This window comes from Photobacterium makurazakiensis (assembly GCF_050336715.1).
Lineage (GTDB): Bacteria > Pseudomonadota > Gammaproteobacteria > Enterobacterales > Vibrionaceae > Photobacterium > Photobacterium makurazakiensis.
On record NZ_JAKJSJ010000021.1, the window covers coordinates 1 to 24147 of the forward strand.

At 43.0% G+C, this 24147-nt stretch carries 18 protein-coding genes; 9 read left to right on the plus strand and 9 right to left on the minus strand.

The window, feature by feature from the left end; genetic code table 11:
• The first annotated feature begins 889 nt into the window (after positions 1-889).
• From psrA to fabV, 3 genes are all read left to right on the plus strand, one after another.
• Entirely contained in the window at positions 890-1564 is a 675-nt protein-coding gene (gene psrA, locus L4D09_RS10440; RefSeq protein ID WP_428457446.1) for a TetR family transcriptional repressor PsrA, read from the plus strand.
• A 52-nt stretch (positions 1565-1616) separates the two neighbouring features.
• Positions 1617-3893, plus strand: coding sequence for an acyl-CoA dehydrogenase (locus L4D09_RS10445; RefSeq protein ID WP_428457447.1), 2277 nt, complete (start codon positions 1617-1619; stop codon positions 3891-3893).
• Between the two features lie 212 nt (positions 3894-4105).
• Positions 4106-5308, plus strand: a complete 1203-nt coding sequence (gene fabV, locus L4D09_RS10450; protein WP_428457448.1) for an enoyl-ACP reductase FabV — start codon at positions 4106-4108, stop codon at positions 5306-5308.
• 108 nt (positions 5309-5416) lie between these two features.
• Here fabV and L4D09_RS10455 read toward each other — a convergent pair whose 3' ends face one another.
• From L4D09_RS10455 to L4D09_RS10475, 5 genes are all read right to left on the minus strand, one after another.
• Complete coding sequence (locus tag L4D09_RS10455) at positions 5417-6760, minus strand: ATP-binding protein (RefSeq protein ID WP_428457449.1); 1344 nt, start codon at positions 6758-6760, stop codon at positions 5417-5419.
• Positions 6757-7431: a response regulator gene (locus L4D09_RS10460; protein ID WP_428457450.1), complete on the minus strand. Its 675-nt coding sequence runs from the start codon at positions 7429-7431 to the stop codon at positions 6757-6759. The genes L4D09_RS10455 and L4D09_RS10460 overlap by 4 nt, the downstream gene beginning before the upstream one ends.
• Positions 7432-7626: 195 nt before the next feature.
• Positions 7627-9309: an aspartate:alanine antiporter gene (locus L4D09_RS10465; protein WP_428457451.1), complete on the minus strand. Its 1683-nt coding sequence runs from the start codon at positions 9307-9309 to the stop codon at positions 7627-7629.
• Between the two features lie 216 nt (positions 9310-9525).
• Positions 9526-9789: a GrxA family glutaredoxin gene (locus L4D09_RS10470; protein WP_428457452.1), complete on the minus strand. Its 264-nt coding sequence runs from the start codon at positions 9787-9789 to the stop codon at positions 9526-9528.
• Between the two features lie 168 nt (positions 9790-9957).
• A complete protein-coding gene (locus tag L4D09_RS10475) occupies positions 9958-10899 on the minus strand; it encodes a porin (RefSeq protein ID WP_428457453.1) in 942 nt (313 codons plus the stop codon).
• A 331-nt stretch (positions 10900-11230) separates the two neighbouring features.
• On the opposite strand from L4D09_RS10475, the gene L4D09_RS10480 reads away from it, so the two are divergent.
• The 5 genes from L4D09_RS10480 (at position 11231) to L4D09_RS10500 (ending at position 16791) form a co-directional block, all read left to right on the plus strand.
• Positions 11231-12421 (plus strand): iron-containing alcohol dehydrogenase, encoded by a 1191-nt coding sequence (locus L4D09_RS10480; protein ID WP_428457454.1) that lies wholly within the window; start codon positions 11231-11233, stop codon positions 12419-12421.
• A 124-nt stretch (positions 12422-12545) separates the two neighbouring features.
• Positions 12546-13271 (plus strand): oxygen-insensitive NADPH nitroreductase, encoded by a 726-nt coding sequence (gene nfsA / locus L4D09_RS10485; RefSeq protein ID WP_428457455.1) that lies wholly within the window; start codon positions 12546-12548, stop codon positions 13269-13271.
• Positions 13272-13423: 152 nt separating this feature from the next.
• Positions 13424-14668, plus strand: coding sequence for a hypothetical protein (locus L4D09_RS10490; RefSeq protein ID WP_428457456.1), 1245 nt, complete (start codon positions 13424-13426; stop codon positions 14666-14668).
• 376 nt (positions 14669-15044) lie between these two features.
• A complete protein-coding gene (locus L4D09_RS10495; protein ID WP_428457457.1) occupies positions 15045-15635 on the plus strand; it encodes an acetate uptake transporter in 591 nt (196 codons plus the stop codon).
• A gap of 187 nt (positions 15636-15822) precedes the next feature.
• Positions 15823-16791, plus strand: a complete 969-nt coding sequence (locus L4D09_RS10500; protein ID WP_428457458.1) for an ADP-ribosylglycohydrolase family protein — start codon at positions 15823-15825, stop codon at positions 16789-16791.
• Positions 16792-16880: 89 nt separating this feature from the next.
• Here L4D09_RS10500 and L4D09_RS10505 read toward each other — a convergent pair whose 3' ends face one another.
• The 4 genes from L4D09_RS10505 to pabB all read right to left on the minus strand — a co-directional run bounded on the left by L4D09_RS10505 (position 16881) and on the right by pabB (position 22110).
• Positions 16881-18242 (minus strand): L-serine ammonia-lyase, encoded by a 1362-nt coding sequence (locus tag L4D09_RS10505; protein ID WP_428457459.1) that lies wholly within the window; start codon positions 18240-18242, stop codon positions 16881-16883.
• 235 nt (positions 18243-18477) lie between these two features.
• On the minus strand, positions 18478-19731 hold the full coding sequence (locus L4D09_RS10510; protein ID WP_428457460.1) for an aromatic amino acid transport family protein: 1254 nt from the start codon (positions 19729-19731) through the stop codon (positions 18478-18480).
• 191 nt (positions 19732-19922) lie between these two features.
• Positions 19923-20522 carry a CoA pyrophosphatase gene (locus L4D09_RS10515; protein WP_428457461.1) on the minus strand — a complete coding sequence of 200 codons (600 nt, stop codon included), beginning with the start codon at positions 20520-20522 and terminating at the stop codon, positions 19923-19925.
• A gap of 187 nt (positions 20523-20709) precedes the next feature.
• Positions 20710-22110 carry an aminodeoxychorismate synthase component I gene (pabB, locus tag L4D09_RS10520; protein ID WP_428457462.1) on the minus strand — a complete coding sequence of 467 codons (1401 nt, stop codon included), beginning with the start codon at positions 22108-22110 and terminating at the stop codon, positions 20710-20712.
• A 288-nt stretch (positions 22111-22398) separates the two neighbouring features.
• On the opposite strand from pabB, the gene L4D09_RS10525 reads away from it, so the two are divergent.
• On the plus strand, positions 22399-23910 hold the full coding sequence (locus L4D09_RS10525; RefSeq protein ID WP_428457463.1) for a fumarate hydratase: 1512 nt from the start codon (positions 22399-22401) through the stop codon (positions 23908-23910).
• The last annotated feature ends 237 nt before the right edge of the window (positions 23911-24147 follow it).

Consider the following 24147-nt stretch of genomic DNA (forward strand, 5'->3'; position numbering starts at 1 on the left):
AAACAAGATGCAAAAAAAARCCCGCTGAAAGTCAGCGGGCGAAATCTATTTACACAATAAGGAGTTTAGCAGCAGTGKCAATCAAGCTTTAAAAGAGCGAGGCAGTAATTGTCGCGTGGCTCTTTTAATTTGAATGTTATAAATAGGACTGCATTRAAATGGATTAGTTCAAAATGATTTMAAAAAAGATGCAGATACTTTCCCTATACCGCTATTGCTGCACAGGAGCKAAACAAGATGCAAAAAAAARCCCGCTGAAAGTCAGCGGGCGAAATCTATTTACACAATAAGGAGTTTAGCAGCAGTACCATAGCTGATTAAAGAGATGAATACGTGTTTGGCGGCCAGCTAACATTGAAACTCTTTAATCTTAATGACATATATTGAGACTCTGTTAATTGTATTTTGTTCCTGATTTTGAATTTATTTTTTATGTTTTTTATAACTTGTTGATAAGTGGAATGTTCTAGATTGGATATAAAGTGGCTCATTTGATTATTGTTAAGAGGATAGCTGAAGACAAATTTGCACTCTGTAGAATAAAGAAAACCCATCTCCATGAAGGGACGGGTTTCGAAGAATGTCTTCTAAGAAAAAGCAGTGGCATAACATATGACCTGCTTTTTTTAACTTTGTTCCTTTTTTTTTGAAATTTCTCTAACTTTGATCAGATTCCGCATTCTCAAAAATGTCGCATGAAACTGGAGTGATACACATTTTTACCGATGCTATACGTCGCTCTATGGCATCAAAACAGACGATCAATGTCGCAACTTTCATGAATAAAAGATGGTTATCAAGATCTTGTACAACTGCTGGTGTTTAACGCTTGTTAAAAATGATATCAGGATGTAAAGTTTAAACATGTGTTTAATACGGGTGAATGAATATGGCTGGAAAGGGAGAAACCAAAGCTCGCATTCTGGATGCTGCCGAACTGTTATTTGCTGAGCATGGTTTTAAAGATACCTCATTGAGGGCAATTACTAGTAAGGCAGGCGTTAACCTTGCGTCGGTTAATTATCATTATGGCGATAAAAAAACCTTAGTAAGAGCTGTATTAAGTCGGTATCTCGACGCATTTTTACCTGCACTTCAAGCTGATTTGGAAGTCTTACTTACTCGTGATGACTTCTCAATGGATGATGTATTTCGCTGTATTAAAGCTCCACTGGTTTCTTTAAATGATTTTAGACCTCGGGGAGCAACTGTTTTCATGTCATTGATCGGCCGGGGTTATACCGATGTTCAAGGGCATTTACGCTGGTTTATCGTTAACCGCTATAACGATGTTTTGCAGCTTTTTACTACCGCTGTTTGTCGAGCAAACCCATCACTAGACCCTGAAACACTGTTTTGGCGCTTACATTTCACCCTCGGCGCGTCAGTATTCACTATGGCTTCCACAACAGCGTTGTGTGAAATCGCTGAAAATGATTTTTCCCGTAAGGTAACCACAGAAGACTTAATAGAGCGCATGGTTCCTTATTTGGCTGCTGGTGTAGCAGCCCCAATAGATCAACCGCTATCGCTGATCTGCGATACGCATACAGGAACACGATAGATGTAATAACTGTAAAAAACCAATAACAATATGAGACAAAAGGACCTGAAACATGAGTACGTTAATTAATCTAAGAAAACGCTATCTCAGTGATCCCGCATTTAAAATGTTTAAGAAAGTGCTACCTCCACTTTCTTCCACTGAACGAGAAGCCATGGAAGCTGGCAGCGTTTGGTGGGATGGTGAGTTATTCAGTGGGTCACCAAACTGGAATACGTTACTGACTTACCCCAAACCCGCGCTAAATGCTGAAGAGCAAACTTTTATCGATACCAAACTCAAAACATTGTTAGACATGTTAGATGACTATCAGATTGTTCAGGAAGATAAAGATCTGCCGCCTGATGTTTGGGAGTATTTACGTAAAGAGAAGTTCTTCTCCCTCATTATTGGTAAAGAATACGGTGGCTTAGACTTTTCAGCCCATGCAAATTCGACCATCGTTACCCAGATAGCAACGAAAAGCTTAAGTGCTGCTGTTTGTGTGATGGTACCTAACTCATTAGGGCCTGGTGAATTACTGACTCACTATGGAACTCAAGAACAAAAAGATTATTGGCTCCCACGTCTTGCTCATGGTGAAGATGTTCCGTGTTTTGCATTAACAGGTCCTGAGGCAGGGTCTGATGCTGGCGGTATCCCTGACATGGGGGTGGTTTGTTATGGTGAGTATCAAGGTGAGGAAGTACTTGGTATTCGAGTTAGTTGGAATAAACGTTACATTACTTTAGCACCTGTGGCGACAGTATTAGGTCTAGCGTTTAAATTACAAGATCCTGAAGGGTTGATTGGTGACAAGCAAGATCTCGGTATTACATGTGCCTTGATCCCAGCAGATCACTCAGGCGTCGAAATCGGCGAGCGCCATGATCCCCTTAACCTTGCTTTCATGAATGGTCCAACACGTGGTAACGATGTGTTCATTCCTATGGACTGGGTTATTGGCGGTCAAGACTATGTCGGCCGAGGCTGGCGAATGCTGGTGGAATGTTTATCAGCAGGGCGTGGTATTTCCTTACCCGCATTAGGGACAGCCGTTGGCCACCTAACAGCAAGAACAACAGGCGCATATGCCTATGTACGTAAACAATTTGGTATGTCGATTGGTAATTTTGAAGGGGTAGGTCAAGCGATGGGGCGTATTGGTGGTTACACCTATATGCTTGAAGCTTCGCGAACGCTAACAACGACATCACTCGACATGGGGGAAACGCCGGGGATTGTTACCGCCATTGCAAAATACCATATGACAGAAATGGCTCGTACCATTTTGAATGATTCAATGGATATTCATGCCGGGCGTGCAATCCAGCTTGGGCCGATGAATTATATTGGCCATCATTATTTAGGCATGCCTGTCGCTATTACGGTTGAAGGGGCCAATATTTTAACCCGTAATCTGATGATCTTTGGTCAAGGGGCGACGCGTTGTCACCCATATGTACTAAACGAAATGGAAGCGGCAGCTAACCCCGATACCGAGCAAGCAGCAAAAGACTTTGATAAGTTACTCTCGAAGCATATTAGCTTTGCAGTTGGTAATGTCGCGAAGTCGATGGTTAATGCATTCACAGGTTCACGCTTTAACCGCGCACCAGTGAGTGGCGAGACTGCCACCTATTATAAACATATGTCACGTATGAGTAAGGCCTTAGCGGTTGCGGCTGATTTTGCCATGCTGAGTTTAGGTGGTGAGTTGAAACGCCGTGAAATGGTGTCAGCCCGTTTAGGCGACGTACTTAGCTATCTTTACTTAGCATCAGCTACATTGAAGCGCTTTGAAGATGAAGGGCGACAACAACAAGATTTACCTTTGGTACATTATGCCGTTCAACACTGTTTGCATCAGTGTGGTGTCGCATTTGACGAAGTGTTGTCAAATTTCCCTCGTAAGGGCGTTGGCCGACTATTACGCACATTACTATTCCCGGTGGGAATTCATTACGCGGCACCGAAAGATGAGCTATCAATTCAAATTGCGAAACTATTGATGACACCTGGAGAACAGCGTGAGCGTTTAACACAGCTATGTTATGTCGGAGACAAAGAAGATGATCCTGTTGGCATTATGGAGCGCGCTTTTGTTGCCATGTATGGTATTAAAGACTTAGAGCGTAAATTGACCAAAGCGATTAAAGCGGGTGAGATCTCTAAGAAACTGCCATTAACAGAAAAAATACAAGCTGCTGTTAGTGCAGGTATTATGACTGAAAGCGATGCTGAAAAAATGTTGAGTGCTGATAAGCTTAGACAGAAAGCGATTCAAGTTGATCACTTCTCTGCAGCCCACTTTAAAAAGGGGAGTTTACAATCGGGTAAGGCTGCTTAGGCCGACGATTTAAGTACAACGTAAACCAATTGCCTCAACGGTGCCACGTGAAAGCGTGGCACTTTTTTATGTCTAATTATCATGTCATTAGCTCACAAAATGGCAAAGAACACCTCCAACCACTGCGAAAATTGGCGTTTTCGCTCATAAATTTAATGCGAATTTGTCATTTACCTTTTATCCTACAGTCAATTGTGTAAGGGAAGTTGAAAATGATCATCAAACCTAGAATTCGTGGATTTATTTGTACAACCACTCACCCAGTGGGCTGTGAAGAAAACGTCAAAGCGCAAATTGCTTATACCAAGGCCCAAGGCGCTATTGCCAACGCGCCGAAGCGCGTGCTTGTTGTTGGTTCATCAAGTGGCTATGGCCTTTCGTCTCGTATTGCTGCTGCTTTTGGTGGCGGTGCATCAACAATTGGTGTGTTCTTCGAAAAGCCGGGTACTGAAAAGAAACCGGGAACTGCTGGCTGGTATAACTCTGCAGCATTCGATAAGTTTGCTAAAGAAGAAGGTCTGTACTCTAAGAGCTTAAATGGTGATGCTTTCTCTCACGAAGCAAAGCAAAAAGTCATTGATCTGATCAAAGAAGATTTGGGTCAAATTGACATGATCGTTTATTCGCTTGCATCGCCAGTTCGTAAGATGCCAGAAACGGGTGAAGTGATCCGCTCTAGTCTAAAACCAATGGGCGAAACATATACGGCAACAGCTGTTGATACCAATAAAGATGTGTTGATTGAAGCAAGCATTGAACCAGCAACAGAGCAAGAAATCGAAGACACTGTTACCGTTATGGGTGGACAGGACTGGGAGCTTTGGGTGGATGCATTATCAGAAGCTGGTGTATTGGCTGATGGTTGTAAGACTGTTGCTTACAGCTACATTGGTACTGAAATCACATGGCCAATCTACTGGCACGGTGCGCTAGGCAAAGCGAAAATGGATCTTGACCGTGCGGCATCAACCTTGAATGATAAGCTATCTGCGACAGGTGGCTCAGCCAATGTTGCGGTACTTAAGAGTGTCGTAACTCAGGCGAGTTCAGCAATTCCAGTTATGCCTCTTTACATTGCAATGGTCTTCAAGAAAATGCGTGAAGAAGGTGTACACGAAGGTTGTATGGAGCAGATCCACCGCATGTTTACTCAGCGTCTTTATAAAGATGATGGTAGCGCTGCAGAGGTGGATAGCGAAAACCGTTTACGTCTTGATGACTGGGAGCTTCGTGAAGACATCCAGAAGCATTGTCGTGAACTATGGCCAAGCGTAACGAACGAAAACTTATTCGATGTCGCTGATTACCAACAATATAAAGATGAATTCTTAAGCCTGTTTGGCTTTGGTCTTGAGTCTGTTGATTACACGGCTGATGTTAATCCGCTTGTAGAATTTGATGTTAAAGACATCTAATACGTTTATGAGCTACCTGCGTTTAAGTCAATAAAAACGCGAGGTAAATAAAAACCGCCGGAAGGCGGTTTTTTTATTTTATGCGACGGTAAATGAAAGTCGTTCTTGTTATTGCTTTGGCAATTTGATCACAAAAGACGCGCCTTCAATAGAAGCTGTTTCAACATGAATCGTGCCTTGATAGCTTCGAACGATCTCATTACATACTGATAAGCCAATACCTTGACCGGGGTTGAGCTGATCAGCCCGTACACCGCGTTGGAAAATAGCTTCACGTACATCCTCAGCTACGCCTGGGCCATCATCTTCAATACGAATAATAAAGTGATCGCGCTTTTCATCGACATAAAGGCGCACTTCGCTGATACAAAAGCGATAGGCATTTTCAAGCAAATTACCCAATAACTCCATTAAATCACTGCGGTTAACCGGCAGTTTTAGGTTGAAGTCAAAGTGGTAGCCAAGTTTCACATCTTTATCAGCGTATACTTTACTCAGTAAGCGATCGAAGCTGTCGATAACAGGTTTGAGGTCTGTTTTATCTTTTTGCAGGCCTTGCTGACCCATCATTGCACGCTTAAGTTGGTACTGAACTAATTCATCCATTTGGCTGATTTGTTCCATCACACGTTGATTTAGCTCTAAACGAGGGATGTCTTTATCATCTAATAGTGCATTGGTTGCAGCTAAGCGCGTTTTTAAGCTATGGGCTAAATCATCCATTGCATGGCGATATCGGCCTTTCTGAGCGTTACTGATCTCAATGACGCGGTTAAGTGCTAGGGTGACGTCTTGTAGCTCCATTGGAAAATTATCATCAAGTTTATCTCGCTTGGCGTCAGTCATCTGATCAAGCTGTGATGCAAGTTTTCGCAGTGGTTGGAAGCTCCAATGGAACGCGGCAATTAAAAACGCAATGGCAATCAAGACAAACAGCCCAAGGTAAAAGGTCGTTCGTTTATGTAATTGTGATAGCGACGAAATGTATGAGTCACCAGAGCGAAGCACAACCAGTTGGAAGGTTTTATTGCCCTCTCTTTCCTGACTCATATTGTAGGCAATGTAGCTTTCACCATTCAGGGTCTCGATAAGAGTAGGCGCTGGAATACTATCTGGTAACTCTTTACAAATATTACCGATGTTGGCTTCTTTAGCTTCAGCAGACAGCCAAATAGTGTGATCGGTTGTATCACAAACGACTGACATGTAATCAGTATCTGATGGGTCAACAGAGTCTATCCATTGGTCGACATCTTTTATCAGTCCTGCTCGGTTGAGTTGGGCGACCACCATCGGCATCTGGGCGACTAACTCTGACGAATAAGCCGCCATATAGCTTTGGCTATACAGCTGGTTTATTACACCCGCTAAAGCCGATGTAATAAGAACGATAATGGCTACCGAGGTAACAAGCACTCGGCGGCGTAGTCTTGGCTGAATAATTCGATTCATTGTGCTTGTAGTTCGAAGATATACCCCTGACCACGAATAGTAGAAATAGGGTTATCTTGCCCGTTACTGGTGAATTTTTTACGTAGGCGGCTGATCATTACCTCAATGGTATTCGGATCGCCTTCTTGATCTTCATATAGCACATCCAACAGGCGTTGCTTAGACACCACTTGGCGACTATGACGCATTAGATATTCTAGCAAATCATACTCAAAAGCAGTGAGCTCTAGTAAGTGCTCGTGTATGAAAACTTGTTTAGCCAGTAGGTCGACACGGATATCGCCCGCGGTCATTTCTGGTTTTACAAACCCAGCGCTACGGCGTACAAGCGCACTTAGGCGCGCAACCATTTCTTCTTTTTGAAATGGCTTAACTAAGTAATCATCAGCCCCTGCTTCAAGTCCTGTGACTTTATCTTGCCAATTTGAGCGGGCCGTTAAGATAAGTATTGGTAGGCGTAAGCCTTTCTGGCGAATATCTTTAATTAGGCTAATACCATCACGATCAGGTAAACCGATATCAACAATCGCGATATCATTTGGATAGTCTTGGGCAAAGAACAGCCCTTCTTCTGCTGTTCCAGCACACTGAACCTGGTGGCCGAGTTCACTTAGCTGTGATTTTAGGTGGTGGCTAAGAATAGGATCATCTTCAACAATTAGGATACGCATAGTTTTGATTACCAATAGAATTTTATCTATCCAATATACTGAATAGAGCCGAAGCTGGCGAATGATTATTATGGGTATATAGTAGTTGATAGGACTGAATCAGGCCTGACTCGAGTGTGAGCACGCGAAAAAACGCCCCCAATGGTATTTTAGGGGCGTAGAGAGAATAGAGTCGTCGCTATATCGTGTTTTACATTAACTTAATATAATAAATAGTGTTCCGGCAATGGTGAGCAATACGTTGGCGATTGCATACGTGCCGGCATAGCCGAGTGCTGGAATGGTACTTCGAGCATGTTCGTTAATCATATCCATTGCTGGGGCGCATGTACGTGCACCGATGATGGCACCAAACAGTAAAGCACGGTTCATTTTCAGGATATAAGCGCCAAATAAATAGGCCAATACCACAGGAATAACACTCACCATTAGGCTGACAGCAAAAACAGTCAAGCCAGCTTGTTCCAGTGATTCAAACAGGTTAGAACCCGCACTTAAGCCAATACCGACCATAAACACCATTAAGCCAAGATCTTTGGTCATATTTAGTGCCCCTTGAGGTACATAACCAAATGTCGGGTGGTTAGCTCGAAGGAACCCAAGTGTAATGCCGGCAATTAATAATCCAGCAGAGCTACCTAAACCGAAAGCAATGTGGCCAAAGGTCATGGTAATGGTTCCAACCAATAAGCCAATAATGAAGAAGCAACAGAAAGCCAATAAATCGGCAATTTGGCTGTGAACTGAAATGAAACCAATGCGCTCAGCAAGCCCCAATACACGGCTTTTTTCACCGCTCACTTGAAGAATATCTCCTTTACTTAGCAAGATATTATGATCCATCGGCATCTCAATTTGGGCACGAACGACGCGGTTAAGAAAACAGCCGTATTCAGATAGGTTCAGCTCTGATAACCGCTTACCTGCAATACTGTCATTCTTAACAACAATCTCTTCTTCGACAACACGCAAATCGAGTAGGTCTCTATCGAAAACTTCTTTACCGTTTCGAAAGCTTGGGTCGAGTCGCGCGTGGCTATCGGGATAACCCACCAACGCAATTTCATCACCTTCTTGCAAGATGGCATCACCATCTGGGTTCGCCAAAATACCGTTACGGCGAACACGTTCGATATAGCAGCCGGTTTGTCGGTATATACCCAACTCGCGAAGGTTCCGGCCATCAATCCAATTGATCAGTTCTGGGCCAGCGCGATAGGCACGGATAATAGGTAGGTATACTTTGCGTTGTGCGCTTTCACCAATGCCCCGTTCTCGGGCAATTTGCTGTGAAGACTCTGCAAGGTTTTGCTTCTGCAATTTAGGCATTAGCTTGGCGAGTACAATGACACTGACAAGACCAATAAGGTATGACATGGCGTAACCGACGCTTAGGCTATCGACCATTTGCTGAATCAGGTTTGCGTCATCAATACCGGCCAGTCCACTGTTTAAAGCGTCTTTTGCACCAACGAGTACCGGGGTTGCCGTTAGTGAGCCGGCCATTAAACCTGTCGCAAGACCAAGTTCAAGGCCTAGATAGCGGCTCATGAAGACCGTGATCGTGATGGCAGATAAAATCACCACGAGAGCAAGCATCAGGTAGTGCTTACCATCTCGGAAAAAAATACCGAAAAAGTTAGGGCCTGCTTCTATACCAACGCAAAAGATAAATAACATAAAGCCAATATTTAAGGCTTCCGCGTCGAAGGTAAACCCTGCATTTCCAAACAGCAAGGCTGTAATGAGAACACCAATGGAGTTACCAATTTGAAGGTTTGCTATTCTGATTTTTCCTGCAGTTAAGCCAACAGTCAGAACAACAAAGAGCAATAAAATATCATTTTGATGAAGGAGGGCGGCGACATCGATATTCACAACATTTTTTCCGGAGAGAGCAGCAACAAAGTGATGAAATTTTAGCTGATTTTGCTACAAGGTCATACCGAAAAAAGTGATATTTTTAATAAAAAATACAATGTTTTTTGCTGGTATATTTTAGCAAGGCAATAAAAAAGGCTGAAATATCAGCCTTTTTAAGAATTTGTTATGGGATATGTTGCACTTATTGCAGCATTCTGTATCACAAAATGATTATTGGAAGAGTTCCAAGTTTTCTTTTGCGTATGCTTCGAATTCTGTGCAGCCACCGATGTGCTCTTGATCAACAAAGATCTGAGGTACCGTTTCAACTGGCTTACCCACAGTTTTTTCTAGATCAGCTTTGCTGATACCTTCAGCGTGGATGTCTACATAACGGTAGTTAAAGTCTTCGCGTTCTTCTTTTAGCTTATCAGCAAGATCTTTAGCACGAACACAGAATGGGCAACCCGGACGTCCAAAAATAACAACAAACATGATTTCTCTCCTAAAATTTGATGAGGTAACTATAACGTGACTGTGCGCAATGAGAAAGAAGGTTTTCTCTCTTGGTGTGATAGATAAAACCGATTGAAGTGACATGGCTAAATTAAAAACGCAAAAGCCGGACAATATGCCCAGCTTCGCTAGAGGTACAATTGGAACTTAGAAGTCGTAACGTACACCCGCTTGGATTTGGTCATCAGCGCCATCAATTTGTTCGAATAGGTAACCAGCATAAGCGCGGAAATCACTGTTGAACTTGTAGATGCCTTCGATAGCAAAGTAGTCATATTCATCTGACTTTACACCGTTAGCATCGACTTCTTGGTAGTTGTAGACACCTTGGAAAGTGAACTGGTTGTATTGGTAAGCAGCTGCTAATTCGTAAGCGGTTAGGTCAGCATTGCCAATTGAACCACCAGCATAAAGGCCAGCAACGTAGAAATCATTGATGGTGTAAGCGGCAGTGATGTTGTACTGATCGGAGTCATCGCCATCTTCTTTACCGTCAACATAACCCGCGCCCAAATCGAGCCCCATTGGTAATGAATATACGAATGAAATACCGTAGGTATCAGTATCTTTTATTTCATTAGCAATGTAGTTAGCAGTCACTGTTAGGTCATTGAATGAGCCAGAGTAAACGAAGTTATTTTCACGCTTATCTTTGTTGCCATCGATAAGGTCGGCGGCATCACCACCGAATGTCGCAAGAATATCGGTGAAGTCAGTCAGGATTACCTGAGCTGAATCTTGTTGACCGTATGAGAATGCCCCCACTTGGGTGTCTAGGCCAGCGAAGAGGTAGCGGGTATCAACCGTCGCATCCTTACCACTATTAATTTCCATCTCGTAAGTACCGAAAGCGCCCAAACCGTCCATTATTTCGGTTCGACCCTTAAGGTTGACACGAGCACGGCTCTTATCTTTGAAAGAGTCAGTATTGTCATCGTCAGATTTGTTTTCATCTGAAATATTGAAACGTGCTTCGGCACGGCCACCAACCTTTAAAGAAGATGTTTCATCTTGGTAAACAGTTGCTGCGCTGGCTGTACCAGATAATAAAGTGGCTAAGATTGCTGCTGTAAGTGCTGCGTGTTTCATGGTTTTGTCCCTAGAAAATAAAAAATGAATAATCAGTTGTTATGTTTAATGGAGAGAAGAGTAGATACCTGAAATGACAGCAATATTTTAAATTGGCTTCATTTTTATGACTTCGGGGGAAGTGCTCTATCAATAGTGAAATGTGACTCGAGGCGAATAATTAGCTTTAAGGTGATTATCACTGTATAAAATTTGCTCAGAATCAAAAAAGGGAATTTAGATCAGGGCACACTCGATAATAATTACTTATACCCAAGTGACTTTGAACGACATGATTAATACGTAAAATCTAAAGATTGCTTGGGTATACGTATTGTGGAATGGAGTGCCTATGTTTCAGTTTATGACCGCTACGCGGATTATTTTTGGCGAAGGTGCGCTGAATAATTCGCTGTCTTCACTAAATCAATTTGGTTATAGCGTACTGCTAGTGACAGGGCGAGATAGTGCCCGTGCTGGATCGATAATCAGCTACTTTAAACAACAGAATATGCGTTACCAACAAGTCGCCGTGCATGGTGAGCCATTGATCGCGATGGTTGAAGAAATGGCAGCTATGGGACGGAAGTTTCGACCCGATATGATTGTCGCTATTGGTGGCGGTAGTGTACTTGACGCAGGTAAAGCGTTAGCAGCGTTGATCCCAAACCAAGGCAGTGTTTATGACTATGTTGAGGTTGTGGGACGCAATGTACCGCTTCAAGCCAAACCGATACCATTCATAGCGGTACCAACAACAGCAGGAACAGGCTCTGAAGTCAGTAAAAATGCAGTACTTCGTTCAGCACAAGAAAATGTAAAAGTTAGCCTGCGCAGCCCTGACATGTTGCCTGATCTGGCTATTATCGACCCAACATTAACGTATGGCATGGATCCGGTAATGTCGGGTTGCTGCGGTATGGATGCCTTTACTCATCTGATGGAGTCTTACGTGTGCGGCGAACCAAGCCCGTTAACCGATATGGTATGTGAGGAAGGTTTACGCCGCTTATCAGGCGCCATTTTGGCGGCTTGTGAAGATGATGATCCACGGGCTCGTTCAGATATGTCTTTTGCAGCATTGCTAGGTGGGATGGCCTTGGCGAATGCTAAACTTGGCGCTGCACATGGTTTAGCATCGTCATTGGGGGGAAGGTTGAAGGCCCCACACGGTTTAATTACCGCTCAGCTAGCACCATTTGTAATGCAAGAAAATGTATTGGCGGCTAGGGAGGCGGGGCGTGCTGATGTACTAAATCGTTACCGTCAGCTCGCTTGTATTTTAACAGGGCGGATGAATGCAGAGATCATCGATGGCATCTTATGGACCAAACGTACGCTTAAACGACTTAACTTACCGTCGGTATCTGAATATGGCCTGTGTGACATTATGTACGATGAAGTAGCAGAAGATGCACTGTTATCTAATGCGATAAAAGGCAATCCGTTACCATTAAACAAAGACAGGCTATTAAGTATTTTAGAGCAGATGTGTGATTGTAAAAAACTAACAACGCCAACAGCACTTGATGAGAATTTATAGCATATTTCTTACTTTTATCTAAATTCGGTCGCTTTATAGGTATGCTTTATTTGTTATATGAATAATAGTGGGCTGTGTTACATTTAACGGTTCACTATTGATTACTTATAAGATAAGGATATCTATGAATCAGACCATTGATACTATACTTGCTCACCGCTCTATCCGTAAGTTTACAGATCAGCCTATAGCTGAAGAACAGCTATCAACAATACTTGATTGTGCCATTGCAGCATCGAGTTCAAGCTTTATTCAGTGCGTCAGTGTGATCCGTGTTACCGACCCTGCTAAGCGAGAACGGTTATCTGAGTATGCTGGTGGTCAATCTTACGTTGCTTCGGCAGCAGAGTTCTTAGTCTTTTGTGCTGATTTTAACCGACATATTCAAATTCACCCTCAGGCACAATTAGGCTTTACCGAGCAAACACTGATTGGTGCAGTGGATGCCGCTTTAATGGCGCAAAATGCCATGATAGCAGCAGAGTCACTTGGTTTGGGTGGCGTGTATATTGGCGGAATACGTAATAACCCAGAGAACGTTGCTGACTTATTAGCGTTGCCAACGCATGTACTACCATTATTTGGCCTGTGTTTGGGTTACCCAGATCAACAGCCAGAGTTAAAGCCCCGCCTGCCTCAATCGTTAATTGTTCATCAAGATACTTATCAACAAGAATTAGATCGCGTTGAGCTTGAAGCTTACGACCAAAATGTCCGCACGTACTATCATAGCCGTACTAGTGGCCAAAAAGATATGTCGTGGAGTGAGCAAATTACAGCGAGCTTGAATAAAGAAGCACGGCCGTTCATGAAAAAGTTTATTGAAGAAAAAGGATTTAGCGTTAAATAAATACGTTAAATACTGTGTTTTTCGTTGTTTTGATTCTGCTAATGTCAGTTTTTGATTAGAATGGCATCGAAGTCGATGCCTGAACTTTTTTGCGGTTAATGAGTCAGATACACTATAACCAGAATAAATATAGAAAAATTGGAACACGATATATGAAGTTTACAGGGAAAGCTGTCGGGCTGATCTTGCTAGCGGCTTTACTCAGTGGATGCGGAAGTACCCCTGGTAATGAAAGCGGTGCTCAAAATGAAGTTAACTCAGAAACTATCTTACAAACAGCGGAAAATGTACATCGGCAGTGGCGTGATCAACTGATTCAAGCTGAATCGTTACGAATTTATTCGCCGAGTAAGTATGATCTCATGATGGTGAGCTGGCAAAAAGCCGACCTATTGTTTAAAGACATTCAGCAAAAACCAGAAATGGCATTACAGAGTGTCTCGCTATTTTCGTCAACAACTTACATAGATCGCTTTTATGAAGATATCGCCGTTGTTAAAAGTAACCACAAAGAATTGGAGTATTTTAAGCGGGTAGCAGACGATGTTTTAGCCCCTGCGATTACGCAAATAGCGTATCTTAATTCTATTGATGCAAACCAACACTACAGAAGTGAATTTGTTCGATTGAACCGCTTTTATGCACGGCTTTTTAACTCAATTGCTCGCGGTGATGTTAGTGATGCTAAAAAAGATCAAATTGAGTTTTTATCTCGAGCACATAGTTTAGAAATACGTGTAATTAAGCGAATTTATATTTTGCCCCAAGAAGATGCGCTCCGTGAATTACGTCGTAATGATGTACGTTATTACGCACCGTTGAGTTATGCAAAAGTTGAAGCTGAGATTGCGAGTGGTAAAACGCTCATTGATAACTCACCTCGTGCTTTTGATGCCATAAACCAAACGGTGTCAGCGATTCAATTTGAACTAGCGCATGCAGAGCATATAGCGAATGAAGTAAAAAGTTTGCGTGATCGAAGCCGTGATGAGTACGAAAGTTTTATTTTAGAGCTTGAAGGTAACCTACTGAATATCTCATTAGCGCTAAAAGATGATGACTTACGTGATATCCCTCTGTCTCAACAGGCAAAGCGAATTAAAGAAGACGTAACAATCGCAAGACGCAAATACGAGATTGCTTCAAAGCAACTTAAGCGTAATGAGGCAGACGATCAGCTTGCTCTGCTCGAAACCTTGATCAATCAACAGAATGAGCAAATCTCTTTGCTTCAATCGCAATTAAAGCGACTGACAGAGGTTAGCCGTGAACCAGAAATGAACGTTCCACCGATTGAATTACCTGCATCTCCTGTTGCTGAACAGCATAGAGAGATAACGGCGGGTGAGGAAAACAGTGTCGATGAACTTGAGGATCAAGATGTCGAGTTAATGTAAAACACGCGTTTAAGCGTTAACAACGTTTTTCGATTAAAAAGCAGCCATCGGCTGCTTTTTTTTGAAATATGAAAAGTTATTAAATATCATTTTTCCCATTGTTGAATTAAGTCCTTGAATCTTTAGGTGTGTAATACTTTTGAAGGTGTAGTACGTCAAAGATGACTTACATTTAATTACACTTATGTTCAGTTTGTGTCTTTTGTTTTCTTTACATCTTGGGTGTTTATTTTGACTTTTTTTGATTTTGGTTGAGTTTTACCCTGTTTTTGGATTGATTTGCCTAGCATCATCCTTTAGAATTCGCCGCGCACTGAACATGCATCCAAATTTTAATGTTTGTAACTTTTTTTGAATTACTCCTGTAGGGGAACAAATGTCTACGAAACTAGCTAACCCAGCACCACTTGGTCTTATGGGTTTTGGTATGACTACCATCCTTTTGAATATCCACAATGCGGGCTTTTTCCCGATTGACTCTATGATCCTAGCTATGGGTATTTTTTACGGCGGTTTGAGCCAAGTTATCGTAGGTATGATGTGCTTTAAGCGTGGTGATACGTTTGGTACGACGGCATTTACATCATATGGCCTATTTTGGCTGACACTTGTTGGTATTCTTGTTATGCCTTACATGGGTCTTCCTGCCAGTCCAGCTAGCTTCATGGGTTGGTACCTTCTGCTATGGGGCATTTTTACAGGCTTCATGTTTATCGGTTCTTTATGCTACCCACGTGCTAAACAGTTTGTATTCGGTTCACTAACCGTACTGTTCTTCCTACTAGCAGCACGCGATTTCACTGGTAGCACGCTGATCGGTACAATTGCTGGTTTCGAAGGTATTATCTGTGGCGCAAGTGCTATTTACTTTGCAATGGCTCAGGTACTGAACAATGAGTACGGCCGTACAATTTTGCCTGTTGGCGAGCTAAAGAAAGACAAAGTTAGCTTAAAAGCGGCTGCTTAATGTTTTACTGAGGCGAGGTAATCCGAGCAAGCCTCTGAATTACCGCTCTGAATTTAAAAGCCTGCAACTTTTGCGGGCTTTTTTACGTCTTAAATTCCTGCTTTTGCTTTCTTTACGGTAAATGGTTTGAACTAACGTTATTAGTATAAGCTTATTGCATACTTTTCTGTCGAGGAAGGAATAAGAGATGTCACAACGTTATGCTGCACTTATGGGCGCGCTGGTGGCAGACGCCGCGAGTATGGGGACACATTGGATCTACTCGTCTGAGCGCGTTAAGTCATTACAGTCGCTACCACACTTTCCTTTCATAGAGCCTGATGCCCAGCATTATCAAGGGGTCGATGGGTATTATGCCCATGATAAACTAACCGCAGGAGAGCTGACGACCTATGGTGAGTGGCTAGCTTTGTATACACGGCTGTTATCGCAACCAGGTATAGAAACTCGAACAATACAGCATGAAATACTTGAGTACTTTGGTCCTGGTGGCGATTTTATGGGTTATGTCGACAGCCCAACCAAAGCATTACTATTGACATTATTTTCGATGGAGCCGGACGATTGGCCAGATGACTCTGGCAGCGATGATGATCAAAACCCTGCCTTATGTGCAGTACCTGCATTAGTGGCTTTGAAAATGTCATCGGTTGAGCTAGAGAATGAAATTGAGCGAGTCGTTGGTATTACTCATCAAAATGAGATGGCCATTGCTTGCGCAAAAGCTTTTGCTAGTGCACTGAATGAAGCGTTGCGATCTCGGCGAATGGAACCAGCTTTAAATGTACTTAAAGTAAAATCGCCAGAGGCAATACAAGAAAAAATCGAGCAAGTACGGGTACTCAGTGGTGATGTTAACGATCTCAGTCATGTCCTTGCTATCGTCAATCAAGCTTGTCACTTAAGTGATAGCTTACCGATGGCTGCATGGATTCTGCAAAATAGTAGCAGTTACACTGAAGCGATTATTAACAATATTCTAGTTGCTGGTGATAGCTGTGGACGGGGTATCTTAGTTGGTGCGATGGCTGGCGCTTGCTATGGTTTTGGTGATCAGCAAGGTATCCCTATTTCATGGGTTACGACGCTGCAATGCGGTGACGCGCTGGCGGAAGACATTGAACAATTATTACATAACGCCAGTGGTGCGTTTTAATAATGGTAGATAGCTTGTCTCAAGACAGAATCGTAGACATAAAAAAAGCTACTCCGAGTGGAGTAGCTTTCTATTTTAAAGTAAAAATCTTAGCAGATTACTTTAATTGCAAGACCACCCTGAGATGTCTCGCGGTATTTTGCGTTCATGTCTTTGCCGGTTTCTAGCATTGTTTCGATAACTTTATCTAGTGATACGCGTGGGTCAGATGAACGACGTAGTGCCATACGCGTAGCATTGATTGCCTTAACAGCAGCAATACCATTTCGCTCAATACATGGAACCTGTACTTGACCTGCAACTGGGTCACAAGTTAGACCTAAGTTGTGCTCCATTGCGATTTCAGCCGCCATGCAAACTTGTTCAGGACTTCCGCCCATCAATTCTGCAAGACCAGCAGCAGCCATAGAACAAGCAACACCAACTTCACCCTGACAGCCAACTTCAGCACCAGATATTGAAGCGTTACGCTTGTACAGGCCGCCTACAGCACCTGATGCAGCGAAATAGCGCGTGTACTCTTTAGGACCAACAGACTGAACAAACTTGTCGTAGTATGCAAGAACAGCAGGAATGATGCCGCATGCACCGTTAGTCGGTGCTGTTACAACACGTCCACCTGCAGCATTTTCTTCGTTAACAGCAAATGCGTACATGTTCACCCAGTCAACAACGGTCATTGGATCGTTGCTTAGTTTTTCTGTGGTCATTAACTGTTGGCGAAGTGCTGCTGCACGACGAGGCACACGAAGTGGACCAGGCAGAATACCTTCTTCATTCATACCGCGTTCCATACATTCGCGCATGGTCTTCCAGATGTTTGAGAAGTAAGTATTGATTTCTTCTTCAGCGTTCATGGCACGTTCGTTAGCCATAACTAACGAACTAACAGAAAGGCCGCTGTCTTTACATGCGTTAACAAGTTCTTCAGCTGTTGTGAACATGTGCGGAACTTTAACTGTAGATTCAGCAGGCTTGCCGAAGTTTTCTTCGTCAACGATGAAACCACCGCCAATCGAGTAATACGTTTTTGTGTATGCTTCATCATCGCCAACCCAAGCGCGAATCGTCATAGCGTTTTCGTGAAGTGGAAGGTTCGTAGTATGGAAGTTCATACCGCCATCACGAGGGAATTCGACTGTATGGCAGTGCATGCCTACAGGTAGGCGCTCAGTTTCTTCAACACGAGCGATGAAGCCAGGAATGCTGTCAATATCAACATGTTCAGGGCTATTGCCCGCAAGGCCCATGATGATAGCGATATCTGTGTGGTGACCTTTGCCGGTTAGAGAAAGTGAACCGTAAACATCCACGGTAATTTTAGTCACATCACGTAGCTTGCCCATGGCACGCAAGTCGTCAATAAACTCTTTACCTGCTTTCATTGGACCAACAGTGTGCGAACTGGAAGGACCCACACCAATTTTATAGATATCAAAAACACTGATCATTACGTAGTACCTCAGCCTTAGGAAGCGATCTTGCTACCACCAGACTGTATAGTTTTTATCATTCTCGCCCCTTCCTTGGCGAGCTAAAAAAACAAAAGAGCAGGGGCATTCGCGTCCTGCTCTTTAGTAGCGTCTATTCTACGTGAATTGTCTCAGAAGACTATGCGTTGTAGCACATTTTCTTACAATAACAACTCATCATAGCTGTTTATCACTGTTTGAGTGATATACAACCTTATAGTGCACCGTAGATTACAGATGTAATCGCCGCAATACCACATAGCGCAGTGAAAATCTGAGCTGGAGTAGATGTTTTGTATTTAGCCATTGCTGGAACTTTGTTCATCGCAAATACAGGCATCAGGAATAGGATTGCCGCAATCATCGGTGCACCCATTGTTTCAATCATACCTAGGATGCTTGGGTTAACTACCGCAACAATCCAAGTAGTTACAACGATGAAACCTAGAGATATTTTCTCGATCTTGCCTTTAGGCATGTTAGAGCGAGACTTGATTAGGCCAACTAGACCTTCTTGAGCACCTAGGAAGTGACCGAAGTAGCTAGAAGTAATCGCTGCGAAAGCAACCATTGGACCCATTAGAGAAATCAGTACTGAGTCGTGCTCGTTAGCTAGGTAAGAAAGAACAGAGATGTTTTGCTCTTGTGCCATTGCAAGCTGCTCTGGAGATAGAGACAGAACAACAGAGAATACGAAGAACATTACAAAACCCATTAGCATCATCGCTGCACCACCAGTGATCATGTCAGTTTTTTGTACTGCATTGTCACCGTAGATACGACGCTGTTCTTTAGAGAACTGGCTGATGATAGGGCTGTGGTTGAATGAGAATACGATAATTGGAATTGCTAACCAGATTACAGAAGGCATTGTGCTCCAGTCTGGGCTCACAGATACCATTGACGCATTCCACTCAGGGATAAGGTATAGAGATAGTGCTAGTAGAACGAATACTAATGGGTAAACCATTGCAGAAGTTGCCTTCAGCATTAGCTCTTTACCAAATACTACGCCAGCAGTCATCGCAAGGATTAGACCACCAGATAGTAACCAGCGTGGAATTGATTCCATACCTAGCTGGTTAACCATGAAAGAATCAACCGTGTTAGTGATACCAACACCATAGATTAAAACGATTGGGTAAATAGCGAAAAAGTAAGCAAAAGTGATGAGGTTCGCACCTGATTTACCAAAATGTTCTTCAACAGTATCTGTGATGTCTGCATCAGGGTTCTTCGCAGAAAGAACAAAGCGTGCTAAGCCTTTGTGAGCGAACCATGTCATTGGAAGAGCAAGCAGTGCAAGAATAACTAACGGCCAGAAGCCACCAGCACCAGCTTTAATTGGAAGGAATAAAACGCCTGCGCCTACAGCAGTACCGAATAGCGATAATGCCCAAGTAACGTCTTTGTATGTCCATCCTGCTTTTGCAGTTGTAGTCGCTGCAGTGCTTGTAGATGTTTGCATGATTATATATCCAGAGTTAATTACGGAACGGAAATTACGGAACGGGGCGCATTTTCACGATTTCTTGCAGGAAAACTTTGATCAAGATCCCGTTATGTAATCACTTGGAATTGCAATACAATTAAAGGTGATCTGGATCACACTAAAGAAGGGGGTAATATTAGGGAAAATAGCGTGTCACATTAGGTTTATTAATACCAAAGCTGTTTAGACAGTACCTTTAGCATTTGAGCTGTAGCACCCCAAATTGAATATTTGCTGAATGGAATTGAATAAATATTATGATTGGTCCCCGAAAGAGTGAACCTTTGTGTCCGCATATTCACTGGGTTTAATAAGTAGTCAATGGGTACCTCAAATAATTCATCGACCTCGTTTGGATCGAGTACTGGCCTATAGTTAGGAGAGATAGTCGATAAATATGGCGTTACAATGTAACCACTGATTGTCGGTAGTTGAGGAAGCTGCCCAATAATACTATCTCTGTTGCATAAAATACCAGTCTCTTCCCGTGTCTCTCGTAGTGCTGTCTCAATTAAATCAATGTCTTCAGTCTCAAAGCGGCCTCCGGGAAAGGCGACTTGTCCTGGATGGTGTTTTAAGTGCTGAGCACGACGAGTAAAGACGACATTAAATGTATCGTTACGTGGGACGAGAGGGATAAGTACAGCAGCTTGCTTTAAGGTACTAGAAGGTTCTATATGCTGGCGTATGCGTGTTGTATGGCTTCTATCGTACTTAGCCTGAGGTGCTAAAAGAAAACGGGTAATAAATTGTTGCTGGTCGCTCATAAACTGTCCATAGCGTAAAAGCTTGCTGTTTTACATATAGTAACTATAGCTGTTGAAATATATTCTTAAGATGAATTTTCATTTCAGTCTGTATAGTTAACATCGATATTTGGCCGTTCTTTAAACACCAAAGTTAATGATACCCAAGCTTTTATTAAGTAAAAGCTTGGGTAGCTAACGTATTCATCTATTCTAGCGTTGGTAATATTTTACTTAGCTTATCCAGTATTTCTTGGTATTCACTGTCAGCCTGGCTGTCAGCAACGACACCTCCACCAGCCCATGCATGGATCTTCTGCTGATGAGCAACCAGTGTTCGAATGGTAATGCTGGTGTCCATATTTCCACAACGGCTAATATAGCCAATGCTGCCACAGTAAACGCTTCTACGGTGCGGTTCTAACTCTTCGATAATTTCCATTGCACGAATTTTGGGTGCGCCTGTAATCGATCCACCAGGGAAACAGGCACGCAGGAGGTCGGTTGGACTATATTTCGCCTCAAGTTCGCCTGTCACTGTGCTTACAAGGTGGTGAACGGCAGGAAAGCTCTCAATATTAAACAAATGCGGTACGCGGACTGATCCTGGTACAGCAACGCGACCGATATCATTACGCAATAAATCGACAATCATCAAATTTTCAGAGCGATCTTTTTCTGCTGTTTGTAAATCATTAGCTAGCTCAGCATCGTGTTCAGGGTCACTTGAACGTGGGCGGGTGCCTTTTATTGGTTTCGTTTCAATACGCCCGTTGCTGTGTTGCAAAAAACGTTCTGGCGAGACTGACAATACGCTGCTGTCATTGGTTCGAATGAAAGCAGAGAACGGTGCACCGTTATGTTGCTCAAGATGGCAGTATGCTTCCCACTCATCACCCTTGTAGTGAGCACTAAAACGCTGTGCAAGATTGATTTGATAGCAGTCACCTGAGAGTAAATACTGTTGAACTTGATCAAACTTGTTGCAGTATTGGGCTTTTTTCATATTTGCAGCCCACTTGGATGTTAATGCAAAGCAAGCAGATTGTTGCTGCGCGTTTTTTTCCAACTTGGAATAATACGCTTTTTGTTGTTTTTCAAGCCAGGTTTTGCGTTCACTTCCGTGCGGGGATATAACATAAAGCTGCTGGGTATGGTGGTCTGCAATCAATGCCCAATCATAAATGCCGACTGCCATATCTGCTGTTGCGAGATCGTGTTCTGCGAGTAGTGCAATATTTTCAACACGACGACCTAGGTCATAAGCAAAATAGCCGACAGCGCCACCTAAAAAGGGTACATCTTTGATAGGGTTAATCGTGGGTAACAGCTTTTGCTGAGTTTCTTCTACTAACTCGAAAGGATCATTGGTGCTTGTTTTTTCATCACCATTTGAAAATTTAATACGAGTTATTTCATCTTGTGTCTCTAAAGTGGCTAAAGGATCAGCAACCAAGATATCAAAACGATTATCTGGGTGATCTGATGCCGCAGAGCGTAATATCATAGCCCAAGGCAGGCCCGCCAACGGTTTAAACCACGTTAACGAAGCGTCTTTAGTGTAATTGAGTTGTTCAATAGTCAATTTTGGATGTGATTTACAAATCATTTTCTTTTTTGTGACAGGTGTACGATTGGCGCATGGCGCGAAATTGTCCGCAAGAGTATCATAAACGCAGAATTTAATACGACGCCCAAGGACGTCCTTTGGCCATTATTTTTATTGGATACATAGAAACAATGGTTAACGGAGAATAGCCATGAGGATCATGGCCGCGTGGTTACGTTTTTACCCTGTGCATTTCCCTACATACAGGCGTACTAATCGTGAATCACACCTTACATTGGAAGCATTAAATCGGGCGCCATGGAATGATAATAAATCAACGAGGGCTTTATGACCGTCATCCAAAAACAAGATGTGATCAACAGTGTAGCAGATGCGCTGCAGTATATTTCTTATTACCACCCGCTAGACTTTGTTCAGGCACTTGAAAAAGCCTATAACAAAGAGCAAAGCCAAGCAGCAAAAGATGCCATTGCTCAAATTCTGATTAATTCACGTATGTCAGCGGAAGGGCGTCGTCCGATCTGTCAGGATACGGGAATCGTAACGTGTTTTGTTAAGATTGGCATGAATGTACAGTGGGATAGCGATCTTACCGTACAAGAGATGATTGATGAGGGTGTACGCCAAGCATACACCAATCCCGATAACCCGTTACGAGCCTCTGTTGTAGCGGATCCGGCGGGAGCGCGTAAGAACACCCAAGATAACGCGCCTGCTGTTGTTCATATTGATATGGTGCCAGGTAATAAGGTTGAAATTCAAATCGCTGCTAAGGGTGGCGGTTCTGAAAATAAAACTAAAATGGTAATGCTGAACCCATCTGATGATGTGGCTGAGTGGGTAGAAAAAACAGTACCGTTAATGGGTGCAGGTTGGTGTCCACCAGGCATGCTAGGCATAGGTATTGGTGGGACAGCAGAAAAAGCGGCAGTGCTTGCAAAAGAGTCACTCATGGAGTCGGTTGATATCCATGAACTGCAAGAGCGCGGCGCGGAAACAGCAGAAGAAAAATTACGCCTAGATATCTTCGATCGCGTGAACAAGTTAGGTATTGGTGCACAGGGCCTTGGTGGCTTAACAACAGTGGTTGACGTTAAAATCAAAACGGCACCGACTCATGCGGCTTCAAAACCTGTGTGCATGATCCCTAACTGTGCAGCTACACGCCATGTGCACTTTACGCTTGACGGCACAGGTCCTGCTGAATTGACGCCACCAAAACTGGAAGACTGGCCTGAAGTAACATGGGAAGTCGGTGAAAGTGTTCGACGTGTGAACTTGGACGAGATTTCAAAAGCTGATGTTCAAGAGTGGCGTTCGGGAGAAACTGTTTTACTTTCAGGTAAAATTTTAACGGGTCGTGATGCTGCGCATAAGCGTATTCAAGACATGCTAGCGAAAGGCGAAGATTTCCCTGTTGATTTCAATAATCGCTTTATCTATTACGTAGGCCCTGTTGATGCGGTAGGTGATGAAGTTGTCGGCCCTGCTGGCCCTACAACATCAACGCGTATGGATAAGTTCACCGATATGATGCTTGAGAAAGCAGGCCTTACCGGCATGATTGGTAAAGCTGAACGTGGACCTGCAGCGATTGAGTCAATTAAAAAGAATAAAGCGGTCTACCTAATGGCAGTCGGCGGTGCGGCTTACCTTGTTGCGAAAGCGATCAAAAAAGCACGTGTAGTCGCCTTCGAAGATCTTGGTATGGAAGCGATCTACGAATTTGAAGTCGAAGATATGCCAGTAACGGTTGCTGTTGATGCTGAAGGTGTTAACGCGCACCAAACTGGCCCGGATACGTGGAAAGTAAAAATTGCTGAAATCGAAAAAGCATAACTCTTTCACTTAAATTAAATGGATAAAAGGAGCTTCGGCTCCTTTTTTGTTTTTTTAGCTTTATAATTATCACCTGAAAAAACCTCAGTGTTAGCTAATCCCCGCACAAATATTCCAAAATACCCCAAATTTAATCCCTATTCTCTGATTTGTTTTGAAATGCTTCTTTACACTATCACCCCATTCAGAAGACTTTGTTAGGTTGACTTTCTTATTTAATAAACTGTTTTTGGTTGT

Bases quoted from the DNA above. Each gene is read 5' to 3' on its own strand.
- psrA (WP_428457446.1), top strand. From the start codon at position 890: ATGGCTGGAAAGGGAGAAACCAAAGCTCGCATTCTGGATGCTGCCGAA.
- L4D09_RS10445 (WP_428457447.1), top strand. From the start codon at position 1,617: ATGAGTACGTTAATTAATCTAAGAAAACGCTATCTCAGTGATCCCGCA.
- fabV (WP_428457448.1), top strand. From the start codon at position 4,106: ATGATCATCAAACCTAGAATTCGTGGATTTATTTGTACAACCACTCAC.
- L4D09_RS10455 (WP_428457449.1), bottom strand. From the start codon at position 6,760: ATGAATCGAATTATTCAGCCAAGACTACGCCGCCGAGTGCTTGTTACC.
- L4D09_RS10460 (WP_428457450.1), bottom strand. From the start codon at position 7,431: ATGCGTATCCTAATTGTTGAAGATGATCCTATTCTTAGCCACCACCTA.
- L4D09_RS10470 (WP_428457452.1), bottom strand. From the start codon at position 9,789: ATGTTTGTTGTTATTTTTGGACGTCCGGGTTGCCCATTCTGTGTTCGT.
- L4D09_RS10475 (WP_428457453.1), bottom strand. From the start codon at position 10,899: ATGAAACACGCAGCACTTACAGCAGCAATCTTAGCCACTTTATTATCT.
- L4D09_RS10480 (WP_428457454.1), top strand. From the start codon at position 11,231: ATGTTTCAGTTTATGACCGCTACGCGGATTATTTTTGGCGAAGGTGCG.
- nfsA (WP_428457455.1), top strand. From the start codon at position 12,546: ATGAATCAGACCATTGATACTATACTTGCTCACCGCTCTATCCGTAAG.
- L4D09_RS10490 (WP_428457456.1), top strand. From the start codon at position 13,424: ATGAAGTTTACAGGGAAAGCTGTCGGGCTGATCTTGCTAGCGGCTTTA.
- L4D09_RS10495 (WP_428457457.1), top strand. From the start codon at position 15,045: ATGTCTACGAAACTAGCTAACCCAGCACCACTTGGTCTTATGGGTTTT.
- L4D09_RS10500 (WP_428457458.1), top strand. From the start codon at position 15,823: ATGTCACAACGTTATGCTGCACTTATGGGCGCGCTGGTGGCAGACGCC.
- L4D09_RS10505 (WP_428457459.1), bottom strand. From the start codon at position 18,242: ATGATCAGTGTTTTTGATATCTATAAAATTGGTGTGGGTCCTTCCAGT.
- L4D09_RS10510 (WP_428457460.1), bottom strand. From the start codon at position 19,731: ATGCAAACATCTACAAGCACTGCAGCGACTACAACTGCAAAAGCAGGA.
- L4D09_RS10515 (WP_428457461.1), bottom strand. From the start codon at position 20,522: ATGAGCGACCAGCAACAATTTATTACCCGTTTTCTTTTAGCACCTCAG.
- pabB (WP_428457462.1), bottom strand. From the start codon at position 22,110: ATGATTTGTAAATCACATCCAAAATTGACTATTGAACAACTCAATTAC.
- L4D09_RS10525 (WP_428457463.1), top strand. From the start codon at position 22,399: ATGACCGTCATCCAAAAACAAGATGTGATCAACAGTGTAGCAGATGCG.